This is a genomic window from Pseudomonas sp. S3(2024) (assembly GCF_036861315.1).
Lineage (GTDB): Bacteria > Pseudomonadota > Gammaproteobacteria > Pseudomonadales > Pseudomonadaceae > Aquipseudomonas > Aquipseudomonas putida_A.
Genome location: NZ_JAZAQQ010000002.1, coordinates 881,643 through 906,589 on the forward strand (window position 1 = coordinate 881,643; position 24,947 = coordinate 906,589).

A 24,947-nucleotide genomic window follows, 5' to 3' on the forward strand; every position below is an offset into this window, starting at 1 on the left:
CATCATCACTGTGAACGTGCCCGAGGAGAAGACGTGGATTCCCGATTGAATGCTTTTCTTGAACGCGCCGAGTCGGTTCTGGCGCGGATCGAACCCTTGCTGCCGGCGCCGCGTCCGCTGATCGACTGGGAAACCTGCCTGGCGGCGCGCTGGCAGCGTGACGGGCGCAGCGGCTATTTGCTGCCACTGGAAGTCAGCCTCGACATGCGCCTGTCCGACTTGATCGGTGTCGACCGTCAGTTGGAGCAACTGGGCCGCAACACGCAACAGTTTCTCGACGGCATGCCGGCCAACCATGCGCTGCTCTGGGGCTCGCGCGGCACCGGCAAATCGTCGCTGGTGCGCGCGCTGCTGGCCGAACACGCCAAGGCCGGCCTGCGTCTGATCGAGATCGAGCGCGACCATCTGGCCGACCTGCCGCGCGTGGTCGAGCAGATCGGCAAACTGCCGCAACGCTTCGTGCTGTTCTGCGATGACCTGTCGTTCGAATCCGGCGAAGGCGATTATCGCGTGCTGAAAAGCGTGCTCGACGGCTCGCTCGAACAGGCCCCGGACAACGTTCTGCTTTACGCCACTTCCAACCGCCGCCATCTGGTGCCGGAAAAGGAAAGCGACAACGAAAACTGGAAACGCGTCGACGGCGAGCTGCATCCGAGTGAGGCGGTGGAAGACAAGATCGCCTTGTCCGACCGTTTCGGCCTGTGGTTGTCGTTTTATCCGTTTACCCAGGAACACTTCCTCAACGTCGTCGAGCACTGGATCGGCCAGTTGGCCGCCAAGGCCGGCTTGAGCTGGCAGCGCGACGAAGAGCTCGACATCCTCGCCGTGCGCTGGGCAACCGGGCGCGGCAATCGCAACGGACGTTGCGCGTACCAATTCGCCCGTTACTGGGTGGGACTGAAATTGCTGGAGCACAAGGCATGATTGATTTGCAACAAAGCGGCCAGGGCCTCGAAGGCTATGGCATGTTGGCCGCACAACTGGAATCGCTGCTGGCGGACGAGCGCGATTTCATCGCTAACGCCGCGCAGTTTTCGGCGTTCCTGTTCAATCAACTCGACGATTTGAACTGGGCCGGTTTCTACCTCAATCGCAACGAAGAACTGGTGCTTGGCCCGTTTCAGGGGCAGATCGCCTGCGTGCGCATTCCGTTCGGTCGCGGTGTGTGTGGCGCGGCAGCGGCCAGTCGACAGACCCAGCGCGTTGAAGACGTGCATGCGTTCCCCGGTCATATCGCTTGCGACAGCGCCTCCAACAGCGAGCTGGTGGTGCCACTGGTCAAGGACGGTCGGTTGATCGGCGTACTTGATCTCGACAGCCCGAAACTCTCGCGTTTCGGCACCGACGATCAGGCCGGCATTGAACAACTGGCGGCGATCTTCCTGCGTCTGACCGACTGCTGATCAGGCACTCAGGCCAGCCTTGCGCAACAGGCTAGCCGGGTCCACCGCATCGATCTGGCGCGGATCGAGAAACCGTGCGGCGTACTGCATGTACACCCCATCGTTGATGAACAGCGCAAACAGTTCGGGGTCGATGTGCGCCTCGCGGGACATGGTGGCCATGATCCCCAGCGCCTCGTTCAAGGATTTGGCCTTCTTGTACGGCCGATCCGCCGCTGTCAGTGCCTCGAAAATATCGGCAATCGCCATCATCCTCGCCGGCAGGCTCAGGTCCTCGCGCTTCAGGCGTTTGGGATAACCGCTGCCGTCCATCTTTTCGTGATGCCCACCGGCGATTTCCGCAACGCTGTCCAGGTGCCCGGGGAAGGGCAGGTGGCTGAGCATCAGGATCGTCTGCACCATGTGGTGATTGATGATGTAGCGCTCTTCGCGGGTCAGCGTGCCCCGGGCAATGCTCAGGTTGTACAGTTCGCCGCGATTGTATTTGTAACGCGGCACATCCAGTTTGAACCCCCACGGATTGTCTTCCGGAATCAGTTCGCTGTCGGCGCGTTCGATCAGGTGTTCGGGCTTGTCCGCCAGCAGTGGCTCGCTGACTGGCAGATTCGCCGCCGGCATTTGCGCCTGACGGCGGTTTTCCTCCCATGACACCCCCAGGCGATCATCGAGGGTGCGCATCCAGCGGCGCTCGGCAATGCGTTCAAGGCGCTGCAGATCGGCGGGTGCCATGGCCTCACCGCCCAGATTGCAACGGGCAACGAAGGCAAAGTCATCGTCCAGTTGCGTCAACGTGGCGTCACGCAGTTCGCTCAGTTGTGCCGCGTCGCCGCCCAGCGCCAGTGCCTGCCAGTAGCCGATCCAGGCATCGCGCTTGAGCACTTCGAAACGGGTGCGGATTTCGTGGATGCGATCGTTGAGGGTTTCCAGTTTGGTCGCCTTGTCGACGACATATTCCGGCGTCGTGACCTTGCCGCAATCGTGCAGCCAGGCCGCAATGTGCAGGGCTTCCCATTCGTCTTCAGTGGGCTGATAGCTCTGGAACGCCGGCGCCTGACTGGTGGCCGCGGCCTGCGCGAGCATCAGGGTCAGTTCCGGCACGCGCTGGCAGTGGCCGCCGGTGTAGGGGCTCTTGGCGTCGATGGCGCCGGCCAGTAACTGGATGAACGCATCGAGCAACTGTTTCTGCTTCGCTTGCAGGCGCTGACTTTCGATACTCACCGCCGCCGCACCAGACACGGCTTGCAGGAAGGCGATGCGGTCCGGGCGCAGTTTTTCCAGGTCCTGAGCGCTGCCGCTGTCGTTGATCAGCAGAAGCAACAGGCCGATGGTCTCGTTGTGCCGATTACGCAGGCGGATGCCGATCAGGTGGATGCGCGGCGATTGCATGGCCAACAGGACTTTCTGCAAGTCGCCGGCCTGCTCGAAGCCAAGGCTGCTGACCACGTTGTCAGCGTTGATCAGTTGCTGGAACCACGCCGGCCCTTGATCGGCCAGGAGATCCCGGCCCAGCACAGCGAACTCGCCCGGCTCGTGCGAGGCGCCATCAATGACCAGTCCGTAAGGCTCCATCCGGTTGCCATCGCTTTCGCGCAGATAGATCAACCCCGCCTGCGCCTGGGCGATCTGCACCGTTTCGAACAGCACCCGTTGCAGCAACGGGGCGAAGCGGGTTTCGGCGCAGAGGCTGTCGGTGATGCGGAAGAAACTGGCGAGCGTGTCCTTCATGCGCGCCATCGACAGGCTCAACTGGTCAACCTCCAGCACCGGCGAGCGGCGGGTGACCGGAAAGTTGAAATCGAAACTGCGGATCGCGTCGGCTTCCTTGACCAGCGCGTGCAACGGTTTGACCAGAATCCGCGAGATCAGCCAGCCCAGCGGCAGGCACAGCAGCAAGATCGCCAAGGTGATCAGCGCGCCTTGCCAGCGCATGCGGTAGGCATCGGCAAGCAGTTCGTCCTCGGGCACCAGCAGGGCCATCTGCAAACCTTTCGGCCCGCCTTCCTGCAGGGTGCTGCGGGCGACGATCCAGTGGCGGCCATTGACGTCGAGCCGTTTGCCCGGATGGGCGGTGGACAGCAACGCGTGCAGATTCGGACTAAGGTCGGCCGCTTTGACCAGGCGTGCGTTGCTGCCGTCGACGATCAGCCGGCTGCTGTCCGGATAGGCCACGGCATTGCCATCGGCATCGAACAACACGATTTCGGTCGAAGGGGTGACCACATGCTTGGTCAAGGTGGCCGAGAGTGCCTCCAAAGTCAGATCGGCACCGATCACACTGGTTGCGCTGCTGCGTCGGGCCAGGGTGGTGCCCACATTGTGCGTGGAGAAAAATACATAGGGTTCGGTGGTGATCTGATCGCCCTGTTGCAGGGCGTTGCTGTACCAGTTGCGGGTACGCGGGTCGTAGCGGTCGTCGGGATTGGTGTCGCGTCCGACAGGCGTCAGCGTCTGGTCGAAGAACAGTGACTGCGACAATACGGTGCCGCTGGCGTCGTGCTCGATGCTCCAGACTTGATAGGCCGCTGTTGGTGGTGCCTTGAGCAGGGTTTTCAGCGCGCTGGTGCGCAAGGGCCGGACCATGAAGAAATCGCCGTTGCCGTACCCCAGATACAGCGAGGCGAGATCGGTGTTGTCCTTGAGCGACTGACTGAACGGCTTGAGCAGCGCCAGACGCTGTTGCAGGTTCGGCGCCTCGGCCGCCTGATTGTCGGCCAGCAGGCTCAGCAGGTGCCGGATCGGTTCGTAGGTTGAATGCAGGTCCAGGCGCACATCCTGTTCGATGCGATTGAACAGGTTTTCACTGCTCGACAGGATGATCCGAGTGGTCTGGCGATAATTGAACAGCCCCAGCACCACGCCCGTGAGCAACAGCAGAAAGGTGAACATGACGCTGATGTGCACGTGCAACGGGAACCGGCGTTGATCCGGGCGCAGTGGGCTGGGCATTGCTGACTCTCCATTGAAGTAAACACACTGCTCAGCGTCCAAGCATAGTTAAGGCTCGGTCATTGTGCTTTCTTCGAACGGTTCCAGTTGTTGCCGCAACGCCTGCTCCAGTTCGAGCATGGCTGCGTCGGTGGCCTCGACGCAGCGCACGATGGTCGCTGCGGGCGTTGTCTGCATGCAGGCCTGTTCCAGCGCATCGCAACAGGCGATCAGACGCGAGGCCTGGGCGATCCGGGCGGCGCCTTTGATCTTGTGGGCGACCAGCGCCACTGCCTGACGATCATTGCAGGGGGCCAGGGCTAATAATTCCTCGCGATCGAGACGGCTGCTCTTGAGCAATTGCGTGAGCAGACGCCGGACTTGCAGCGGGTTGCCGCCAGTCAACTGACTCAACCCGTCAAGATTGAACGCCGGTTCAAGCGTCGCGGGCTGCAGACCATTGATCCAGTGGCTCAGTGCGCTGAGGCTCAACGGCTTGAACAGGCAGTCATTCATGCCGGCCTGTTTGCAGCGCTGTACTTCTTCAGGCTGCGCGTTGGCCGTGAAGCCCAGCACGGTACACGGAGGGCGGCCAGTGCGTTGTTCCTGCTGGCGGATCGCCTCGGTCAGTTCGTAGCCGTTCATCAACGGCATGTTGCAGTCAGCGATAACCAGGTCGAATGCACCGGTCTGCCATTTCTCGAATCCACTCCGACCCTCTTCGGCGAGGGTGAATCGGTGCCCGAGGAACTCCAGTTGCTGGCACATCAGCAGGCGATTGGCCGGATGATCGTCGACCACCAGAATGTTCAGTGGTGCAGAGGTTTGCAGCACAGGCTCGGTTTTTGCCGTGGTCACCTGGCACGGTAGCGTTTGCAGCGGCAGTGACAGGCAGACCTGGGTGCCGATCCCCGGCTGGCTGCTCAACTGCAGCTGCCCACCCATCATTTCACACAGGTTGCGACAGATCACCAGCCCCAGGCCTGCGCCGCTGCGAGCTTGCTGCCGGCCACTCTCGGTCTGGGCGAACGGCTCGAACAGGCGTTGTTGATCTTCGATGCTGATGCCGACCCCGGTGTCCTGGATCGTCAACTGAACGAGCGAGCATTGGCCCGGCCCGTTGGGCAGCACATCCAGATTGATCCGCACCTGCCCGGACTCAGTGAATTTGATGGCATTGCTGATCAGGTTCGACAGGATCTGCTTGAAGCGCAACGGATCCAGTTCCACGTCGACCTGCAGCCCGGGCGGATTGATGATCAGCGGCAGGAGGAGGTTTTTCTGGCGGGCGAGGCCGTCGAAGATCCTGACCACCGACGCCACTGTTTCGACCAGATTGACCCGTTCCGGGCTCAGGCTCAGGTGCCCGGACTCGATCCGCGCGATATCGAGAATGTCGCCGATCAGGCCCAGCAGATCCTTGGCCGAGCAGTAGGCGGTTTCAATGGAGGAGCGATCCGGAGCCTGATCATTCATGCGTTCGAGCGTCAGTTCGAGCATGCCGATAATGGCATTCATCGGCGTGCGGATTTCGTGGCTCATGGTGGCCAGAAAGGTACTTTTGGCGCGGTTGGCGTTGTCCGCCTGTTCCTTGGCCCGGCGCAGTTCATCGAACAACTGGCGACGTTCACTGATGTCGATCCAGCCGCCGATGATCCCTTGCACATCGCCACTGGAGTCGCGGTACGGCAGGATCCAGTGGTAGATCGTCAAACGCCGGCCACCGATGTGCAGCGGTCGATCGAGCAGCAGAGGCGTGCCTTCGGCCACCACCCGCTGGTAATCCGCCTGGTATGCCTGGGCTTCGAATGCGTTGCTCAGGGTGCCCTGCATGACACTTTTGCCGATCACGTCTTCGCGTTTGGCGTTGAAGGCCTCGAGGTAGCTGTCATTGCAGCTTTGCAGCAGACCTTGGCGGTCGCGCACATAGATCGGGTGAGGGGTGCCGTTGACCAGTGAGCGCATGAATTCGAACTGATCGTTGAGTGCCCGTTCGGCGGCCTGGCGTTGCTTGATCTGGCGACGCATGTAGGCGTTCCACAACAGCGACAGCAACAGCAGCAGGCAGGCCGCGCCGATCAATTGGTAAAACAGGCGCTTGTAGTGATGCCAGTTGCTTTGAGCCGCATTGGAGAAACCGCGCCAGCGACTGTTGATGACCCCCAGTTCCTCCGGTGTGATGCTCAGCAGCGCCTTGTCGAGGATCGAGCCCAGTTCGGCATTGTCACGGGCGCTGGCCAGCGAGAAGGCCGCCTGACGTGTGCCCAGGGTGGTGGTGATCTGCAATTGATGTTCGAAGATCCGCGACGAAATCAGATAATTGGCAATCACCAGCGAGGCGACGGCGCCATCGGCCTTGCCTTCGGCGAGCAAGGTTGCGGCACCGAAAGTGTCGGAGGTTTCGATCAGGTGGATGTTGGGGAATTCGCGGCGCAGGTAATCAGCCATGGGACTGCCTTGGGCAATCGCCAGGTATCGGTTCTTGAGCTGGGTGGGATGTGTCGGGCTGTCAGCGGATTTGCGCGTCAGCAGGACGAAGGAGTTTTCCAGATAGGGACGGCTGAATTGCAGGGTCTTTTCCCGTTGGGGGCTGGGTAGCAACGCGGCGATCAGATCCGCCCGATGCTGATTGATCTGCTCGATCATTTCACCATCACTGCGGCTGCGGACCAGCTCGAAGCGCAGGCCGGTGCGCAGGCGCAGCAGTTCGAGCAGGTCAGCGGTGATGCCTCGCAGGTTGCCGTCACTGTCGAAGAATGTCAGCGGCGCGAACGCCTCATTGACGACGACGCGCAGCACCGGGTGCTGTTTGAGCCACTGTTCTTCGTGGTGGGTCAATTGCAGCTTCTGGTCGGTCAGCAGAATGTCGCTGCCGGCGCTCCAGCGCTTGGCGATGTTGTCCCGTTCGCTGGCCGGTATGGCTTGCAGCACGGTGTTGATGATCGCCAGCAGTTGCGGGTTGTCGGCGTGAACGGCGAAGCTGAAACCATGGGCTTCCTGTTTGCCGAAATTGGCCATGCGAATGTTGTTCAGATAACCCTTGTTGATCATGTAGTGGGTGGAAATGGTGTCACCCAGAAACACGTCAGCCTGATCGAAAGCCACCGCGTTGATTGCGTTTTGATAGGAGGGATAGGACGTCAGGATGGCTTTGGGATACTGCGCCTTGACCTCATCCTGGGGCAGATAGTGATAGACCATGCTCAGCCGCAGACCGGCCAGACCTTCGGTCAGCGGGCGGGTCTCGCCTTCGCGGGTAACCAGAACCGGCTGATCGATGGCGTAGGGCGTTGAAAGCAGGATATTTACGTTACTGGCCTCGAAACCGTTGGCCGTACCGAGCATGTCGACCTGACCTGCAATCAACGCCTGCAAGGCGGCTTCCCGTGAGGCAAAGCGCTGGACCCGGATTGGCAACCCGACAGCCTGTTCGAGCAGACCGGCGTAGTCGGCGGTAAAACCTTCGTAATCACGACCGCTGGCGGTCATGTCGAACGGCGGATAGTCCGGCGCGGAAGTGCCCAGTACCAGTTCGCGGCGACTCTCCAGCCATTGCCGTTGCGCGGGTTCAAGGGACACGGATGGCGCTTCGTGGCCCGAGCGGCTGCGCAGCACATAATCTTGCGCGGTGACGAAGCTGGCATGCACCTGAGTCGTCAGGCACAGGCTGACGCAACATAGGGCGAGACAGATCTTTAAACGACTGGGCATTCAGGCTCTCACACTAGCGCGTTGCGTTTGGCCATCTCGATCAGTTCCACCAGAGATCTGGCCTTGAGTTTTTGCATCAGGCGTTTTTTGTAGGTACTGACTGTCTTGTTACTGAGAAACATGCCCTTGGCTATTTCCTTGTTGGTGCGTCCCTGGGCAAATAATTGCAGGACCATCAGCTCGCGGTCGTTGACGGATTTGAATAACTCCAGTTCGGCATAACGCACGTCGTCGAGGCGTACCGGATTCAATGCCTGGCTGGGGAAATAGTTGTAACCGGAAAGTACCGCCTTGATCGCACTGACCAGTTCACTCAAATCTTCCTCTTTGCAGACATAACCGGATGCACCGGACTGCATGCAGCGAATGCCGAACAGCGTCGGGCATTGCGCCGTCAGTACCAGGGTTTTGAGCGGGGTGCCCATGGCGTTGAAACGGGCGAGAACTTCCAGGCCGTCGAGTTTGGGTATGCTGATATCAAGGATGATCAGGTCGGGCATGCATTCGCGGACCATTTGCATGGCATCGACCCCGTTATCGGTTTCGCCGACGACCTTGTAACCTTCATGCTCGAGCAGCATTCGAACGGCAAGTCGGATGACGGGGTGATCATCGACAATAAAAACGGAGTTCATAATCAAATCCCATACGTGCGCGAATAAAGGGCGCACCTTAGCTCAGATAAATGAGCTGCCGCATGAACTCCCGGGGCTGTTGCGGCAATATAGGATAAGTCCTACGCACTAAAAGGAAACCGACTACGACCAAACTCTGTGTCGCGTAAGGAAGTGTTGTGCTGATTTGTTTATCTGAATGTTTTAAGTTGCTTGTCGAGCCTTGAATAAACAAGGTTTTGTTTGCGTAGTTGGCTGTTAAACGGATTTACCTTTCAGTCGATCCGTTTGCCTGAGACCACAGAACCGGTTCAATCGAGGTATCGCTCATCCGGGCAGTTGCCTGACCCGGTTGAGCAATTTTTTCTGTCAGTGGCTGGAACGCCCGGTCATTTCCAGCGCCATGTCACTGGCGTAGCTGTCGGTCATCCCGGCGATGAAGTCGATCATGCGCAGGAACGAGGTGTGCAGCGGGCCATGGGGATCCGGCGCATTGTTGCCCAGCAGATCGAGGATCCGGCGGCTCTTGAACGACGGCGTGCGGCCGCCATGTTGCTCCAGGGCCGCGCCGCAGAACGCGTTGAGGAGGATTTCCAGGGTGGTGTAGGCGCCGATTTCATGCAGCGTCTTGCGTTTGTCCTGGAAGATTTTCTTGCGGGCGATGTCCTTGGCGTTGAGTACGCAGCGTTTGGCCGGGCCGTGCATGTGTTCCACCAGGTCGCCGTGCAGGGTGCCGGCCAGCAGCGCATCCTGTTGCTCGACGAATGCCCGGGCAGCGGCGTTGGTCAGGTGCTCGATGGCCTTGCCGCGCAGGATCGCCAGTTTGCGTCGACGCGAATCCTGCGGGCCGAGCTGGCGATAGGTTTCCGGGAGGTCGTCACCGACCAGACCGAGCAGCAGCGATTCGACTTCCGCGTACTCCAGCAGCTCCATTTCCAGGCCGTCTTCGAGGTCGATCAGCGCGTAGCAGATGTCGTCGGCAGCCTCCATCAGGTACACCAATGGGTGGCGCGCCCAGCGCTGGTCTTCCAGTTGCGGCAGACCGAGCTTGTGGGCGATCTGCTCCAGCAGCGGCAGTTCGCTCTGATAGCAGCCGAATTTGTGTTTCTTGTAGCCCAGCGAGTCGGCGTGACGTGCGGTCCACGGATACTTCAGATAGGTGCCGAGGGTGGCGTAGGTGAGGCGGGTACCGCCGTCGAACTGGTGATACTCCAGCTGAGTCAGCACCCGGAAGCCTTGCGCGTTGCCTTCGAAATTGAGGAAGTCACCGCGCTCGGCTTCGCTCATGCCGTCGAGCCAGCCGCGCCCGGCTGCCTGCTGGAACCAGTGACGAATCGCGTCTTCACCGGAGTGGCCGAACGGCGGATTGCCGATGTCATGGGCCAGGCAGGCCGATTGCACGACCATGCCCAGGTCGCTCGGGTCGCACCAGTCGGGCAGGGCGCTGCGCAAGGTTTCACCGACGCGCATGCCCAGCGAGCGCCCGACGCAGCTGACTTCCAGCGAGTGGGTCAGCCGGGTGTGGATGTGGTCGTTACTCGACACCGGATGCACCTGGGTCTTGCGGCCCAGACGGCGGAAGGCACCGGAGAAGATGATGCGGTCGTGGTCTTTGTGGAACGGGCTGCGGCCCAGCTCTTGCGGGCTGTGCAGCGGTTTTCCAAGGCGTTCGCGGTTGAGCAGGGTCTGCCAATCCAAGGCTGGTTCTCTCCGTCGGTGACTGGGATGACTGTTGCCCTAGCTTCCCGGTTCAGCCACACACCTGCAAGCGGAACTACAAGCCCGCGGCATCAATATCGATCAGCAGCAGGCGCTCGCCGTTATCGAAGAACTGCCCGGCGGTCAGGCAATACTGGTTGCTGGTGGCATCGCGGTAGGTGCTGGACAGGGTCAGGCGCCGCTCTTCCCAGCCTTCGGCGAGCAAATGATAGAAGTACGGACGCCATGACCAGTTGTGGCCCAGATAGCGGTTATCGGCGACCCAGCCGTTGTTGCGCCATTCGAGGTTGGGCGTGAGTTGGGTGCCGTGACGGTCGCATTGGTAGAACCGCAGCAACCACGGGAAGGCTTCGAGTTGCGGCAGCGCACTCAGCGGCGCGTGGGCCTGAGCCCAGCTCTGGAGGATCGCCATCAGTTCGCCGAGTTGCTGGCGCATCTGCATCAGGCGCCCGCGTTCGGCCAGTTTCTGCCGCACGTAACGCTGGCGCAGTTCGGCGAAGCGCTGCACGAAGGCGTCGGTCGGATAAAACGCCTCCTGCGCCCGGGCGAACAGGAAACCCTGAACGTAGCGCGAACCGCATTCCAGGGCGAAATTGAGCTGGGCCTCGGTTTCCACGCCTTCGGCGATGATCCAGCAGCCGGTTTTTTCGGCCATTTGCGCCAGAGCCTTGACCACGTCACTGCTCGGCCCGCCCAGTGCGGCAGCCTGAAACAGGCGCATGTCGAGTTTGAGAATGTCCGGCTGCAACGCCAGCACCCGATCGAGCTGCGAGTAACCGGCGCCGAAGTCATCGATGGCGATCCGCGCTCCGGCCTCGCGATAGCGCGCCACCACCTCGGCCAGACGCTGACTGTTGCCGCCCAGTTCAGTGATCTCGAACACGATGCGTTGCGGATCGACGCCGTGGCGCAGCATCTGCTTGAGGCTGGGCAGCGGTTGATCGGCGCGCAGGCGACTGATCCAGCGCGGCGACATGTTCAGGCTGAGAAACCACTCGGCGGGGGCTTCATGCAGTCGGCTCAGGGCGTTGTCGCGGATCTGCCGGTCGAGCCGGCGCAGGGCGATGGCGGGTGTGCGTGGGTCGGCAAACAACGGCCCGACCGAGGCCAGTTGGCCGTCAGGCTGGCGCAGGCGACCCAGTGCTTCGACGCCTGCAATACGTCCGGTGGCGGTATCGATGAAAGGTTGAAAGCAGGCGAGCGGTTGCCCGTCGATCACGGGGCCTCCTTAGTCGTTCTTGTTCTGGATGAACCCCGCCGACCGGGTAGGCGCGTGGGATTGAACCTCCGGGTAAAGAGGTTCATCCCGCGGATATTGCAAGAATGCAGCCAGATGCGTCGGCTTAGCGTTTGCCCGAACTCTGCATGACCAGTTTGATCAGTGGCCCGAGGCTGGTGCCCAGCCGTATCAGCCGGGTCAGCCCGCCAACACCGCCGCTTTTTGCGCCTTTGCCGGTGATGAAGCCCAGCAGGGTGACGGCGGCCACGCCCCAAAGCGGCGCGTGCTTGATGCCGAAGCCGCCTTGCAGGTTTTGCGTCATGCCGCGCATGCGCTGCAAGGGCTGCAGCACTTGCCCGGCTTCGTGGCGGATTTCCTGACGATGCATTTCCATGCGCAGGCGGATCAGCGCCTTGCGCATTTCCCGGCGCGAGCTGTTGTGTGGCAGTTCAGGCAGGCTCATGGCAGCAGGCGCTCCCGATCATTGGCCAATTCTTCCAGCGTGCCGTGGAAGGGCGAGGATTCATCGAACACTGCTGCCTTGAGGCGTAAACCGCAGAAAGCGGCGGCCAGGGTGTAGAACACGCAAAGGCCGATGATCGCTGCCAGACGGTAAGTGTCCCAGAACACGATCAGCACCAGCGTCGACAGACCCACCAGCAACAGCAGGGCAAACACCAGCGCTAGCCCCGCGAACAGCAACAGGCTGACGGTGCGTGCTTTCTGCTCCTGCAATTCGATGCCGAACAATTCGACATGGCTGTGCAGCAAGCCGAGAACAGCGGCGCCCAGACGCCGCGTGGAGGAAGTAGTGCCCGACCCCAGGCCGGATTCGCCGATCGACATGATCAGCGCCGAGTGGCCAGCAGGCCAATCAGAAAGCCCACCCCGGCGGCGATCCCCACTGATTGCCAAGGGTTGGCCGACACATAATCTTCGGTGGCGGTGACCGCTGCCTGGCCGCGATCACGCAGGGTGTCTTCGGTCAGCTTCAGGGTTTCTCGGGCGCGCAACAGGCTGTCGTGAATCTGATCACGCAGCTCATCAGCCTGATCGCCCGCCAGGGACGCGGTGTGTTCGAGCAGCCGCTCGGTGTCGGCGACCAGAGTCTGGAAGTCGTTCATCAGGATTTCTTGAGCAGTCTTTGCCTTGATGCTGGCCATGGGTGGATCTCCGTAAGTGACGTCTGAAGCGTTCGAGTATGAGCCTTGCGCGAAGGTTCAGTACAAATGACTGGTACAGCTTTTGCTATGTCGTGGTGCGTCCTGCCGCCGCCGTGCGCTGTTGGCGGGCGTACATGCAGCAAAACCTTAACTCAAATAATCCTGGTTCGTGTCAGGACATCGACCTTGTGCGCCAAAGCGGTTCATCGCAGCTTCATTGCGCAGACCGACCGGTCGCAACTTGGTGCATGAATTGTCCGCGCGAACCGCTTTGGTGCCTTTTTAGCCTTCAGGTCTGCCTCTTTATGGAAAATCTGCAAAGCGCTGTGGACACGCTGGTTCACAGCTCCAACACGTTGTTCGTTCTGATCGGTGCGGTGATGGTGCTGGCGATGCACGCCGGTTTCGCCTTCCTTGAAGTCGGCACGGTGCGCCAGAAAAACCAGGTCAACGCACTGTCGAAGATCCTCAGCGACTTTGCCGTTTCGACCCTGGCCTATTTCTTTATAGGCTATTGGATCTCCTACGGGGTGACCTTCATGCAACCGGCGGCGGTGCTGAGTGCCGATCACGGATATGGGCTGGTGAAGTTTTTCTTCCTGCTGACGTTTGCAGCGGCAATTCCGGCGATCATCTCCGGCGGGATTGCCGAGCGTGCGCGCTTCGTTCCGCAGTTGTGTGCAACGGCGCTGATTGTGGCGTTCATCTACCCGTTTTTCGAAGGCATGATCTGGAACGGCAACTTCGGTCTGCAGGCCTGGCTGACGGCAAGTTTTGGCGCGGCGTTCCATGATTTCGCCGGATCGGTGGTGGTGCACGCCATGGGCGGCTGGCTGGCACTGGCGGCGGTTTTGCTGCTCGGCCCGCGTAACGGCCGTTATCGCGAAGGGCGGCTGGTGGCGTTCGCGCCGTCGAGCATTCCGTTTCTGGCGCTGGGCTCGTGGATTCTGATTGTCGGCTGGTTCGGCTTCAACGTGATGAGCGCGCAGACCTTGCAGGGCGTCAGCGGTCTGGTGGCGGTCAACTCGCTGATGGCCATGGTCGGCGGCACGGTGGCGGCGTTGATCGTCGGGCGCAATGACCCGGGCTTCCTGCACAACGGTCCGTTGGCCGGGCTGGTGGCGATCTGCGCCGGTTCCGACCTGATGCACCCGGTGGGTGCGCTGGTGACCGGCGCGATTGCCGGTGCACTGTTTGTCTGGTGCTTTACCGCCGCGCAAGTCAAATGGCGTATCGACGATGTACTCGGCGTCTGGCCGTTGCACGGTTTGTGCGGGGTGTGGGGCGGGATCGCCTGCGGCATCTTCGGCCAGACTGCGCTGGGTGGCCTCGGTGGCGTCAGCCTGATCAGTCAGTTGATCGGCACTGCGCTGGGTGTGGTGGTCGCGCTGATCGGCGGATTCGCTGTCTACAGCGTGATCAAAGCCTTGCACGGTCTGCGCCTGAGTCAGGAGCAAGAGTATTACGGCGCCGACCTGTCGCTGCACAAGATCGGCGCGGTCAGTCAGGACTAAGTTTCCTTGTCGTCGGTGCCGGGGTAAAAGCCATGCAACAGGCGATAGCGATTGATGCGCACCTGGTCGACTTTCTCCTGTACTTGATGAGCTGGCAGACCGAGCATGATCAAGGCGTGGGAGGCGAGCATCAGGCTCGACTCCAATAGCTCCGGCACCACTTCGGTGGCGCCGGCAGCTTTGAGTTCAGCCCATTGGCTGTCGTCGCGGGTGCGCACCAGAATCGGTATCCGCGCATTGAGCCGGCGCGCTTCCTTGAGAATCCGCAGGCTGACATCGCTCTGATCCACGGCGATCACCAGCAGTTTCGCGCGCAACAATCCGATGGCCGTCAGCAAGTCACCGCGCGATGAGTCGCCATAATGCACATCACTTTCCTCGGACGCGGCTTCCTGCACGCGCACCGGATCGTTGTCCAACGCGATGTAAGGTTGATTGGCATTGCGCATGAAGCGGCCGATGGACTGGCCAACGCGCCCGTAGCCGCAAATCACCACATGCTGATCGAGGTCGGCGTTGAGCGCACTGATCTCCTCGATTTGCGCCTCCTGATTCGGCTTGCGATGCAGGCGCAGGGCAATTTTCGGTGCCCCGCGCAACAACAGCGGGGTCAGCAACATCGAGCAGAATGTCGCCGCCAGCAGCAGGCCGCCCAGCTCGTCAGGCAGCATGCGGTTTTGCTGCATCTGCGCCATCAATGCGAAGCAGAATTCCCCGCCCTGCGCCAACGCCAGGCCGCTGCGCCAGGCGGTTTCGTGATCGCTGCCGCGCCACTTCACCAAAAGCGCGACGACCGTGCCTTTGATCAGCATCAGGCCGAGGGTAAGGCCAATAATCAACAGGCTGTGACTGACGAACAGTTGCAGGTCGATCAGCATGCCGATGCTGACGAAAAACACCCCGAGCAGGATGTCGCGAAACGGCCGGATATCGGCCTCGATCTGATGGCGATAGTGGCTCTCGCCCAGCAGCATGCCGGCGAGAAATGCGCCGAGGGCAGGGGACAGGCCCAGCAGGTGCGTCAGCCAGGCGGTCAGCAGCACAATCACCAGCGCCAGCAGCACGAACAATTCCGCCGAGCGCGAGGCCGCCACCTCGTGGAACAGTCGTGGCAGCAACCAGCGGCTGGCCAGCAGCAGACTGAAAAACAGCACCACGGTCTTTACCAGCGTCAGCGGCAAGGCCCAGTACCAGGCTTGCGTACTGCTTCCGGCGAACACCGGCACCAGGGTCAGCAATAACACCGCCACCACGTCCTGAAACAGCAGGACCCCGACCGCGTTTTGCCCGTGACTGCTGAATACCTCGCCCAGGCTGCTCAACTCCTTGGTGACAATCGCCGTCGACGACAACGACAGCCCGGCGCCAAGCAGCAGGGCCGGGGTCACCGGCATGCCCAGCACGATCAGCACCATTCCCAGTAATGCCGTGCTGAGCAATACCTGCTGACTGCCCAGGCGAAACACCACCTGGCGCAGCGCGATCATTTTCGACAGGGAAAACTCCAGGCCCAGCGAAAACAGCAGAAACACCACGCCCAACTCGGCCACGTCCGGCAGGTGCTCGCTCTCGTTGACCCAGTTGAACGCGGTCGGCCCCACCATCAGGCCCACGCACAGATAGCCCAGCACCGGCGGCAAGCGCAGGCGGCGAAACAGGGCAATCATCACCAGGGATGAGGCGAGGATGATCAGCAGGTTGGCAAACACAAGGCACTCCGATGTCAGGCTCAGGCTTCTCAAGCGTAGAGGCAAAAAGCGCGGGAGCATGGCCTGATTGGCTTTTCTCTGGACTGATTTGCGTCAGGGTTTTGCGTACTGGTTGCCGTGCTCGGGCCTTTGGGCGGCAGCGGCTCGACGGGTTTTCGAGGCAGGCCTAGAATGAATGCTCATTTTTCCGGTTGAGCGATCATGCCTCCTGAATGTCAGTTGTTCGGCACCTTGGGATGCCATTTGTGTGAGGTGGCAGAGGCCGAGTTGATGCCTTTTGTCGAGCATGGTCTGCTGGTCGAACTGGTGGATATTGCTGACGATGAATCCTGGTTCGAGGCTTACAGCCTGCGAATTCCGGTACTGCGCCGAATTGACACCGGCGCGGAGCTGAGCTGGCCTTTCAGTGCCGATCAGGTGGTGGCCTTCCTGCGCTGAGCCTGTTTCTTCGTTGACGCGATATGGCTTTCCGCCGGTCGCGATCGCGCACCCTTCCCTTGGCGCTTTGCGGATTATTCGGTTACTGTATGTGCATACAGTAATTGGATGGGCCTGCTGCTTTTGATGACTTGAGCAGGTGAATCCGGCAGTCAGAGGGACGAACCTTGGTCAATGTCGAACAGTTGAAGAACAGCGTGAACCGGATGTCGGTTGACGTGGTGCGCGAGGCCGTCCTCGAGTTGCGCCTGGACGGGCTGGTCACGGAGGGCAAGACGCCTTTCAACAAATTGCATTTCAACACCTGTTTTGCCGAGATCGAGGCGCTGTTCCAGCGTGCCGGTTATCACAAGCAACTGGATGTGGTCGGTTATCAGGGCCTGCTCTATGCCTTGTATGACCCGGGGCGCTGGGAGGCAGTCGATGTGCTGCGCTGGCTCAAGGAATTCACCGAAGCCGCCGCGCTCAAGTCGATCCCGGCCTGAGGCGGGCGGTGGAATCGGCGCTAGGTTCGTATCGCTCAGTGTTGGATAATGCCGACCTGCATTGAGGGTTCGAATTTCCGTATGTCCACACCAACGTTTTCCGCTGCGCATAATCAGGCCAGCACCCTTTACCTTCCTCCGGGGAGTTGGCCTACGGTCCTTGATTGCCTGTGTGAGCATTTCAGTGCGATCAGTCGCGAGCAATGGCTGGACCGGATCGCCCGGGGCCGGGTACTGGATGGGCAGGGACAGCCGATTGCGCTGGATCTGCCGTACAAGGAAGGCCTGCGTATTCACTACTTCCGTGAAGTGCCGGATGAAAAACCGATCCCGGTGGTCGAGTCGATCCTGTATGCGGACGAACATCTGGTGGTGGCGGACAAGCCGCACTTCCTGCCGGTGACGCCGGCCGGCGAATACGTCGAACAGACGTTGCTGCGTCGTCTGATCCGTCGCCTCGATAATCCGCATCTGGTGCCACTGCACCGCATTGACCGGCACACGGCAGGCTTGGTGATCTTCTCGGCCAATCCGCAGACCCGTTCGGCCTATCAGTCGTTGTTCCCGACCCGGCAGATCGATAAACGCTATGAGGCGATTGCCCGTGCGCTGCCGGAGCTGGAATTTCCCCTTGTGCACAAAAGCCGTCTGATCGATGGCGAACCATTCTTCCGCATGCAGGAAGGGCCAGGCGTCGCCAATACGGAAACAGCGGTGGAAGTCCGGGAAAAGAACGGCGATCTGTGGCGCTATGGCCTTTACCCTGTAACCGGCAAGAAGCATCAGTTGCGGGTACACATGACCGCGCTGGGAGCGAGTATCTGTAACGATCCGTTCTACCCGGATGTGCTGAAAGACGTTGAGGATGACTATGCCAATCCGTTGAAGCTGTTGGCACAGGGGCTGCGGTTTGTCGACCCGGTCACCGGCGAAGAACGCGAGTTCGAAAGTCAGATCACCCTGCAGTGGTGACGCCATTCACTTTCCCCTCACCCATGAAAAAGCCCGCATTAATGCGGGCTTTTCTGTATCCGGCGTCGACGTAAAGCTTACAGCTCTTTAACGGTACGAACCTGATCCTTGTTGATGCGGGTCTCTTTGCCGTCCAGTTGCTTGAACTCGTAGAAGCCCGAATCTTCATCATATTTCGGGGTGTCGACGGCCTGGATTTCGCGACCGTCATTCAAGGTGAGCACTGTTGGCGAGGAGCAACCAGCGAGGGTAGCCAGGCCCAGTGCGAGCATGAAAGTGGCGAGGGTCCGTTGAGTCATGGGTGTGTCTCCGAATGGGAATACTTTTGGTTACTGAGCTTGAGACGTATACAAGGCGTGAGAGTTCCTTGAATGCTGTCAGTCTGACACAGTGTTGTGCGTATTTAACAGTTCGGGGGTGTTCAGGTTGGCCAGGCGCGGGTCATTGTCCGGGCATTGCAGGGCAGTCGCGCCGAGATTGCGCATGACCCGGCCGGGGCTGCGTTCGCCGGCGTTCCACGCGGTTTCGAAGGCGGGCAATAGGGCGACGGGAATTACACACAGCAGGGGTTCCCAGTGGTCGTCGTGACGCAACATTAAAGGTTTTTCAGGAAACCGGCCGGCGGTTTCACGCATGTCCTGCAACAGCGCGGCGTCGATTCGCGGCACATCGCAGGGCAAGACCAGCAGGTGTGGCTGGCGGGCTGCCTTGAGTCCGGCGAGGATGCCGGCCAGGGGACCGGGAAAATCGCCTTGCTCATCGCTGACCAATTGATCGGCGTAGGCTGCATAACGCTCGTGATTGCGATTGCAGGAGATGATCAGATCGTCAGTCAGCGGTCGAACCTTGCGCTGCAAATGCGCAATCAGCGGCTCACCCTGCCATTCGACCAGCCCTTTGTCCTGGCCGCCCATGCGCTGGCCGCGTCCGCCTGCCAGGAGCAGAATGGAGCAGGGGGGCAATGGCGTATTCGAGGTCATGGCAGCTCTCCAGCGGGGCGGCGAAAAATTCAGGCGCTGTGATATAACACCGGGCTGTTTCTCCTACAACTGGACGAGCCTAATGAAAGCCAAGGCCGATGTACCTTTTGCGCCGCTGAACATTGCGGTGCTGACTGTCAGCGATACCCGAACCCTGGAAACCGACACCTCAGGCCAGGTCTTCGTCGACCGCCTGACTGCTGCCGGTCACCGCTTGGCCGAACGGGTCCTGCTCAAAGATGACCTGTACAAGATCCGCGCGCAAGTTGCCCACTGGATTGCCGAGGACGTCGTGCAGGTCGTGTTGATTACCGGCGGCACTGGTTTCACCGGGCGTGACAGCACGCCTGAAGCCGTGGCTTGTCTGCTCGACAAGCAGGTTGACGGCTTCGGTGAACTGTTCCGCCAGATCTCGGTGGCCGATATCGGTACTTCGACCGTGCAGTCGCGGGCACTGGCCGGCCTGGCCAATGGCACACTGGTGTGCTGCCTGCCAGGTTCGACCAATGCGGTGCGCACCGGTTGGGACGGCATTCTCGCCGAACAGCTGGATTCGCGGCACCGTCCGTGCAACTTCGTCCCTCACCTGAAACAGGCGGCGCCCTGTGAATCCCGTGGGTAAGCCGGGCAAGACCGGCAGCCTGATGCCTGTCGAGCAAGCGTTGGCCCGCCTGCTGGAGATGGCTGAAGCCTCGCCGATTGTCGAACGCGAGTTTCTGCCCTTGGCCGAAGTCGAGGGGCGGGTGCTCGCCGAGGACCTGGTTTCGACCCTGGACCTACCACCCTGGCCAAATAGCGCCATGGATGGTTATGCCCTGAATCTGGCCGACTGGACCGGCGCACCGCTGCCGGTCAGCCAGAAAGTCTTTGCCGGGCAGGCGCCTGAGCCGTTGAAGCCCGGTACCTGCGCGCGGATCTTCACCGGTGCGCCAGTGCCTGCCGGGGCCGATTGCGTGGAAATGCAGGAGAACGCCGAAGTTCAGGACGACGGCAGCGTGCGTTTCATCGAAACCATGAGCGTCGGCCAGAACATTCGCCCGCAAGGCCAGGAAACCACCGTGGGTGAGTTGATTCTGGCGGCAGGTACCCGGCTGGGACCGATCGAACAAGGTCTGGCGGCGTCGCTGGGGTGTGCCGGGTTGAATGTGGTACGCAAGGTCCGAGTGGCGGTGCTGTCCACCGGCGATGAGCTGGTCGAGCCGGGCCGGCCGCTGGGGCCGGGGCAGATCTACAACAGTAATCGGGTGGTGTTGTGCAGCTGGCTGCAGCGCCTGGGTTGTGAAGTGATTGATGCCGGTATTCTTCCGGACGATCTGGCGACCACGCGGGCGCGCCTTGGCGACTTGCAGGGTGTCGACCTGATTCTCTCGACCGGAGGCGTGTCGGTCGGTGAAGCGGATTTTCTTGGCATCGCATTGCGGGAAGAGGGCGAGCTGGCGCTGTGGAAACTGGCCATTAAACCGGGCAAGCCGCTGACAGTTGGCCATTTTCGCAAGGTGCCGGTCATCGGTCTGCCGGGCAACCCCGCTTCGACGCTGGTGACCTTTGCTCTGCTCACGCGGCCCTACTTGTTGCGGCGTCAGGGCGTACAGGATGTCGAACCCCTGAAGTTTACGATTCCGGCAGGTTTTGTCTGGCCTGTGGCCGGCAATCGGCGCGAATACCTGCGCGGTCGTCTCGAGCAGGGGCGGGCGATCATCTACCGCAATCAAAGCTCCGGTGTGCTGCGCAGCGCGGCCTGGGCGGATGGTCTGGTAGAGGTGCTGGAAGGCCGCACGCTGGTAGAAGGCGATGAGGTCGGGTTCATTCCCCTGAGCGACCTGCTCGGCTGATCCGCTTCCGGTAATTGCAGGCTCGACCGATACCGCGTCGATGCCTGCATTCCTCTGTCAATGGCTCATCAGTGTGACCAACTGATCGAACCGGCTGTTGGCAACCCATCCCAGCAGTCCCAGGACCACCGCCGTCGCACCCGCCGAATAGGCGAGACGGTGCTTGATGGTCTTTACATCCCCGCGAACTTCGTCCATATCCCGACGAATGTATTTGAGGTGGGTTTCCAGTTCGGTCACGCGCGGTTCCATATCAACTTCTCCAGCGGTTCTGGCGTTCTTTCTGAAATCGGATTTGTGGCTGGCGCGACTTTCGTCGAGAGGGGCAACCGGACTATTTGCAATTCTGGCTTCATGGCTTGGCATGGAAATGTCCATCGGCTGTTTCAAGTGTAAGCGCACCGGCCTTCCCGTCATCCAGACTGCCAACAGCTCCGAGGGTGTATCCAATCATTACCTGCACATCCTTGTGTTGTTGAATCGAAAATTGATACCACCTGCACAAGGTGAATCAAGGATCGTGTCCGGTCAATTGAGCCGATTCCTCACATGTTGTAAGAAAAAATACCGTCGCGTAGGACGCAACGGGTCAGTCGCTTGAATTAAATGGTGTTCCCATGGCTTTTTTGCCTGCACCAGTGGTCAAGATGTTTCATACCGATTCAATCTTGGGGAGTGACCGTAATGAGTGAACGCAGGGCGCTGTTGATTCTGCATGGCAAGCAGGCACTCAATGAGGCGGTTCGCGCCGCCGTCGAAGGCAAACGCAAGCAGGGCTGGGAATTGGCCGTACGGCTGACCTGGGAGGCCGGTGACGCTCAGCGTCTGGTGGAAGAAGCACTGGCGAGTGGCTTTCGGAAGATCATCGCCGGAGGCGGAGATGGCACGTTGCGCGATATCGCTGAAGCGCTTGCCGCGCATCCGGACGAGGCCAGTCTGGTGCTGTTGCCGCTAGGAACGGCTAACGATTTTTCCCGCGCGGCGGGGATCCCGCTGGAGCCGGCCGAAGCACTGGAAATGCTGGACGTGCCACCGCGCAAGATTGACCTGGGCGAAGTCGGTGGGCAGATTTTCCTGAACATGGCGACGGGTGGTTTCGGCAGCCAGGTCACGGCCAATACCTCTGAAGATCTGAAAAAAGTGCTCGGCGGGGCCGCTTATCTGTTCACCGGTTTGTCGCGCTTCAGTGAGCTGCACGCGGCTTACGGTGAACTGCAAGGGCCGGACTTTCACTGGAGCGGCGAGCTGCTCGCATTGGGCATCGGCAACGGTCGTCAGGCAGGCGGCGGACACGTCTTGTGCCCGCAGGCACTGGCGGACGATGGTCTATTGGACATCAGTATTCTGCCGGCACCACAGGAGTTGGTGGGCACGCTGAAGAACCTGCTCAGCGACGGCTTCGGCCTCGACAATATGTTTGTCCGGGCCCGTTTGCCCTGGGTCGAAATCAAGGTCGCCGAGGGGCTGAGCATCAACCTTGACGGCGAGCCGCTGGAGGGCGACAGCCTGCGTTTCGAGGCGCGCCCCGCCGCCTTGCAGGTGCATTTGCCGGAGCATTCGCCGCTGTTGGGCGGCGCGGGTTCGATCAGTCGTCCAGACTGATGATCTGTTCACGCACCGCGAACAACACCAGACCCGCCACGTCGTAGATCTGCAGGCGTTTCATGATCTGCGAGCGGTGGGTTTCGACGGTCTTGATGCTCAGCCCTAGGCCGTTGGCGATCTCCCGAGTGGATTTGCCGCGTACGATCAACCGCAGGATTTCCAGCTGGCGTGCCGTCAGATTGTGCGAGTCGGCCACTTCCGGCTGGTTTTTCTGCGTACGGGTCAGCGCCTGGTTGATCACGGTGTGGGCGATGGCCGGGCTCAGGTAGCGCTCGTTGTTACGCAAGGCTTCGAGGGCGTGTTCAAGCTCGGTGGCCGTGGTGTCCTTGAGCAGGTAACCGTGCGCGCCGGACTCCAGCGCCTGCATGATCAGCGCCGGATCGGTGTGCATCGAGAGAATCAGCACCTTGCTTTGCGGGCGCACCCGCTTGAGCCGTTGCAAGGCTTCCAGGCCACCGGTTTCCTTCATCGAGATATCCAGCAACACGATGTCGGGCGCCAGTTGCTCGACCATTTCGAGCAACTGCGAGCCGTCGCTGGCTTCGCCAACGACCGCGTAACCGGGAATATCGAGCACCAGAGCGCGCACGCCGGCCCTGATCAGCGAGTGGTCATCCACCAGAAGTAAGTTACAAGTCAACGCATAACCTTATTCGTACTGGCCCGCTCGAGTGCACGGGGCGCCCAGGGGAATAGTGCTTCGATTTGAGTGCCTTTGCCCGGCTCGCTGATGACGTTCAGCGTGCCGCCCAACTGTTCGATCCTTTCGGCCATCCCGGCCATTCCGCGCTGTCCTTCCCGGCCCGGGTCCGCGGCAGGCGCAAAGCCTTGGCCGTCGTCGCTGATCAACAGCGTCAGGCCTTTTGGCAAGCGTTGCACGCGGATCAGCAGATTGCTGGCCTGCGCGTGACGCAGAATGTTGGTGACCGCTTCCTGGGCAATGCGAAAGGCAGCGACCGCCATTTCTTCCGGAATGCCATTGAGCCGTTGCTGGCAATCGAGGCTCCAGTGCACCGAGGTGTTCGCCAGGGTCTTGAGCAGGTGCGCGCGCAGACTGGCCTCCAGCCCGAGGCTGGTCAGTTGGCGCGGATTGAGAATGGCGGAAACGTCGCGCACCTTGTTGAGGGTTTCATCAAGGGTGTCGCAGAGTGTCGAGCATTGCGCTTGCAAGTCGGCTGGCAGGCGTTTTTTCAGCCATTCACTTTGCAGCTTGGCCGCTGTCAGTAACTGGCCGATATCGTCGTGCAGTTCACGGCTGAGACGGTGGCGTTCGTTTTCCTGGACTTCCAGCAAACGATCGGCGAGTTCCTGAGGCTGAAACTTGATCGATTTGCGCGACAGTTGATATTGCACCCAGACACAAGCAGTGGCGGCAATATTCAACAGCAGCAGACCCAGTGAGAGCGGAGCAGACAATCCGTAGGTCAGCAGGCTGCCAGCGGCGGCGATGACACTCAATATGAGAGTGAACCGGCGTGCATTTTCCCGGGACGGTGGCCATTTGATGATTGACTTGAGGCTGGCGTACATAACGGATGGAGCCAATGGATGTTCGCTACGGGCAGACCGGCCGGTGGCTGGCGGATCTCTGTCTGAAAATGCTGTCAATTATGTTATTGATTTTAACGAAGTACAGTGAACGATATTCGACCATCAAGTTCGTTGGATGACAGTCGCTGAATCACTGTGCCATTAGTTGAAAGCAACTAACGGTCGGCATAATACCACTTAAGATACCGTTGGTCGCGTTTGCCATATATGTCCAATGAGTCAGGAAATACGCCATGTTGGACGTGAGTTCCATTATGGAAAATGTCGTTTTATTGTGCTTGGTAGAGATCCGTGCGGTTCGAAGTTGATCGTTACACAGACACAGGCAAACCCTGAGGCCGCGGCAGAATATCCGCTGGTGTCAGGTGTGATTATTTAATTCGAATTGTCGCTGGCAGGTATGAACTATTCAATTGCGACATTCAGCGATTCCCATCTTCAGCCTGGATTTACGCTTTGAATGCGGCGGATCACGCCTGACGCTCGGAAAAAGACAACAGCGAAACCGGCTGGGGCCGGAGCGGCGGCTTGAACTGGCTTTGACCGACCTGAAACGCGAACGCTTCGATCAGTGAGGTTTGTTCGCTGCCATCCAGGCTCAATTGGCCGGTATTGTGATCGACCAGTTCAATCTGCCAGGCCATCAGGGTGAAACAGTCCTGCAGCGCATTCAGCGCCTGTGCGTGCAGATCGATATGATCCGGCGCGTGGTCGAGCAGGCTGTGAATATGCAGGGAAAACTCGGAGATCGCCTCCAGTGCCAACGCTTCAGCCCGACTCGCCAGCTTGAGCAGGGTGTTGCGCATGCAGTCGATGGCATCTTTGTCGTTGCTGATCAATTGCAGGTGGCTCAGGCACTCTTCGGACTTGGCCAGGAGTGTTTCAGCTTCGACGAGGAATTCGGGAAAGCGTTGCGCCCAGTCTTTACGGTCGATTGGCATGCTTATCTCCACAGCGTCATGTCTGATGAGGGAATGCCGTGTGTGTCGACGTTCGTGGATCGTCGGGAGATCGCGCCCCACCGTGCAATTGCACTGGCTGAGGTTTTCCAGAGGGTGGGGTTCCACTGACCTGCGATCGCACACAATAGCCTGACTCCGTTCATGC

24 protein-coding genes are annotated in these 24,947 nt (G+C 60.3%); 9 read left to right on the forward strand and 15 right to left on the reverse strand.

The genetic code is table 11. The features are described 5' to 3' along the window. Positions 1 to 33: 33 nt before the first annotated feature. Together VLA07_RS08805 and VLA07_RS08810 are read left to right on the forward strand one after the other, a co-directional pair. Positions 34 to 924: an ATP-binding protein gene (locus tag VLA07_RS08805; RefSeq protein WP_027613432.1), complete on the forward strand. Its 891-nt coding sequence runs from the start codon at positions 34 to 36 to the stop codon at positions 922 to 924. Then, on the forward strand, positions 921 to 1,403 hold the full coding sequence (locus VLA07_RS08810; RefSeq protein WP_115989240.1) for a GAF domain-containing protein: 483 nt from the start codon (positions 921 to 923) through the stop codon (positions 1,401 to 1,403). Before VLA07_RS08805 ends, VLA07_RS08810 begins: the two co-directional genes overlap by 4 nt. On the opposite strand, the gene VLA07_RS08815 is transcribed toward VLA07_RS08810, so the two are convergent. From VLA07_RS08815 to VLA07_RS08850, 8 genes are all read right to left on the reverse strand, one after another. Then, positions 1,404 to 4,349, reverse strand: coding sequence for an HD domain-containing phosphohydrolase (locus VLA07_RS08815; protein ID WP_333989042.1), 2,946 nt, complete (start codon positions 4,347 to 4,349; stop codon positions 1,404 to 1,406). It lies immediately after the preceding gene. Between the two features lie 48 nt (positions 4,350 to 4,397). Then, positions 4,398 to 8,039: a transporter substrate-binding domain-containing protein gene (locus VLA07_RS08820; RefSeq protein WP_333989043.1), complete on the reverse strand. Its 3,642-nt coding sequence runs from the start codon at positions 8,037 to 8,039 to the stop codon at positions 4,398 to 4,400. 8 nt (positions 8,040 to 8,047) lie between these two features. Then, complete coding sequence (locus VLA07_RS08825) at positions 8,048 to 8,674, reverse strand: response regulator transcription factor (protein ID WP_027613428.1); 627 nt, start codon at positions 8,672 to 8,674, stop codon at positions 8,048 to 8,050. 348 nt (positions 8,675 to 9,022) lie between these two features. Beyond that, entirely contained in the window at positions 9,023 to 10,351 is a 1,329-nt protein-coding gene (locus VLA07_RS08830) for a deoxyguanosinetriphosphate triphosphohydrolase (RefSeq protein WP_003226741.1), read from the reverse strand. Between the two features lie 76 nt (positions 10,352 to 10,427). After that, complete coding sequence (locus tag VLA07_RS08835) at positions 10,428 to 11,591, reverse strand: EAL domain-containing protein (RefSeq protein WP_027613427.1); 1,164 nt, start codon at positions 11,589 to 11,591, stop codon at positions 10,428 to 10,430. Between the two features lie 124 nt (positions 11,592 to 11,715). Then, a complete protein-coding gene (locus VLA07_RS08840; protein WP_027613426.1) occupies positions 11,716 to 12,054 on the reverse strand; it encodes a hypothetical protein in 339 nt (112 codons plus the stop codon). Further along, the gene (locus VLA07_RS08845) at positions 12,051 to 12,437 is read right to left on the reverse strand and encodes a phage holin family protein (protein WP_007969088.1); all 387 of its coding nucleotides are present in this window, start codon (positions 12,435 to 12,437) and stop codon (positions 12,051 to 12,053) included. Before VLA07_RS08845 ends, VLA07_RS08840 begins: the two co-directional genes overlap by 4 nt. A 2-nt stretch (positions 12,438 to 12,439) precedes the next feature. Continuing rightward, positions 12,440 to 12,754, reverse strand: coding sequence for a DUF883 family protein (locus tag VLA07_RS08850; protein ID WP_003226733.1), 315 nt, complete (start codon positions 12,752 to 12,754; stop codon positions 12,440 to 12,442). A gap of 305 nt (positions 12,755 to 13,059) precedes the next feature. Between VLA07_RS08850 and VLA07_RS08855 the strand changes: the two genes are divergently transcribed. Beyond that, positions 13,060 to 14,268 carry an ammonium transporter gene (locus VLA07_RS08855; protein WP_333989044.1) on the forward strand — a complete coding sequence of 403 codons (1,209 nt, stop codon included), beginning with the start codon at positions 13,060 to 13,062 and terminating at the stop codon, positions 14,266 to 14,268. On the opposite strand, the gene VLA07_RS08860 is transcribed toward VLA07_RS08855, so the two are convergent. After that, complete coding sequence (locus VLA07_RS08860) at positions 14,265 to 15,977, reverse strand: cation:proton antiporter (protein WP_333989045.1); 1,713 nt, start codon at positions 15,975 to 15,977, stop codon at positions 14,265 to 14,267. The genes VLA07_RS08855 and VLA07_RS08860 overlap by 4 nt on opposite strands. A gap of 201 nt (positions 15,978 to 16,178) precedes the next feature. On the opposite strand from VLA07_RS08860, the gene VLA07_RS08865 reads away from it, so the two are divergent. The 3 genes from VLA07_RS08865 (at position 16,179) to VLA07_RS08875 (ending at position 17,872) form a co-directional block, all read left to right on the forward strand. After that, positions 16,179 to 16,415, forward strand: coding sequence for a glutaredoxin family protein (locus tag VLA07_RS08865; protein WP_027613422.1), 237 nt, complete (start codon positions 16,179 to 16,181; stop codon positions 16,413 to 16,415). Positions 16,416 to 16,582: 167 nt separating this feature from the next. Further along, positions 16,583 to 16,900 carry a transcriptional regulator gene (locus VLA07_RS08870; RefSeq protein ID WP_003226726.1) on the forward strand — a complete coding sequence of 106 codons (318 nt, stop codon included), beginning with the start codon at positions 16,583 to 16,585 and terminating at the stop codon, positions 16,898 to 16,900. Between the two features lie 81 nt (positions 16,901 to 16,981). Next, positions 16,982 to 17,872 (forward strand): pseudouridine synthase, encoded by an 891-nt coding sequence (locus VLA07_RS08875; RefSeq protein WP_333989046.1) that lies wholly within the window; start codon positions 16,982 to 16,984, stop codon positions 17,870 to 17,872. A 77-nt stretch (positions 17,873 to 17,949) separates the two neighbouring features. Here the strand turns inward: VLA07_RS08875 and VLA07_RS08880 are convergent, their stop codons facing one another. Then, positions 17,950 to 18,171, reverse strand: a complete 222-nt coding sequence (locus tag VLA07_RS08880; protein ID WP_027613420.1) for a YgdI/YgdR family lipoprotein — start codon at positions 18,169 to 18,171, stop codon at positions 17,950 to 17,952. A 78-nt stretch (positions 18,172 to 18,249) separates the two neighbouring features. Beyond that, positions 18,250 to 18,852, reverse strand: a complete 603-nt coding sequence (mobA, locus tag VLA07_RS08885; RefSeq protein WP_096794972.1) for a molybdenum cofactor guanylyltransferase MobA — start codon at positions 18,850 to 18,852, stop codon at positions 18,250 to 18,252. A gap of 82 nt (positions 18,853 to 18,934) precedes the next feature. On the opposite strand from mobA, the gene moaB reads away from it, so the two are divergent. Together moaB and VLA07_RS08895 are read left to right on the forward strand one after the other, a co-directional pair. After that, positions 18,935 to 19,474, forward strand: a complete 540-nt coding sequence (gene moaB / locus VLA07_RS08890) for a molybdenum cofactor biosynthesis protein B (RefSeq protein WP_003226719.1) — start codon at positions 18,935 to 18,937, stop codon at positions 19,472 to 19,474. Continuing rightward, positions 19,458 to 20,684, forward strand: a complete 1,227-nt coding sequence (locus VLA07_RS08895) for a molybdopterin molybdotransferase MoeA (RefSeq protein WP_247268224.1) — start codon at positions 19,458 to 19,460, stop codon at positions 20,682 to 20,684. Before moaB ends, VLA07_RS08895 begins: the two co-directional genes overlap by 17 nt. Before the next feature lie 57 nt (positions 20,685 to 20,741). Here VLA07_RS08895 and VLA07_RS08900 read toward each other — a convergent pair whose 3' ends face one another. After that, positions 20,742 to 21,050 (reverse strand): hypothetical protein, encoded by a 309-nt coding sequence (locus tag VLA07_RS08900; RefSeq protein ID WP_171061883.1) that lies wholly within the window; start codon positions 21,048 to 21,050, stop codon positions 20,742 to 20,744. Between the two features lie 318 nt (positions 21,051 to 21,368). Here VLA07_RS08900 and yegS point away from each other — a divergent pair, with 318 nt between their 5' ends. After that, on the forward strand, positions 21,369 to 22,286 hold the full coding sequence (yegS, locus tag VLA07_RS08905) for a lipid kinase YegS (RefSeq protein WP_097088281.1): 918 nt from the start codon (positions 21,369 to 21,371) through the stop codon (positions 22,284 to 22,286). Here the strand turns inward: yegS and VLA07_RS08910 are convergent. From VLA07_RS08910 to VLA07_RS08920, 3 genes are all read right to left on the reverse strand, one after another. Next, a complete protein-coding gene (locus VLA07_RS08910; protein WP_007969079.1) occupies positions 22,270 to 22,929 on the reverse strand; it encodes a response regulator in 660 nt (219 codons plus the stop codon). The two genes, yegS and VLA07_RS08910, sit on opposite strands and share 17 nt — an antisense overlap. Beyond that, positions 22,926 to 23,819, reverse strand: coding sequence for a sensor histidine kinase (locus tag VLA07_RS08915; RefSeq protein ID WP_333989079.1), 894 nt, complete (start codon positions 23,817 to 23,819; stop codon positions 22,926 to 22,928). Before VLA07_RS08915 ends, VLA07_RS08910 begins: the two co-directional genes overlap by 4 nt. A gap of 491 nt (positions 23,820 to 24,310) precedes the next feature. Then, positions 24,311 to 24,781 carry a hypothetical protein gene (locus VLA07_RS08920; protein WP_330206473.1) on the reverse strand — a complete coding sequence of 157 codons (471 nt, stop codon included), beginning with the start codon at positions 24,779 to 24,781 and terminating at the stop codon, positions 24,311 to 24,313. Positions 24,782 to 24,947: the final 166 nt, after the last annotated feature.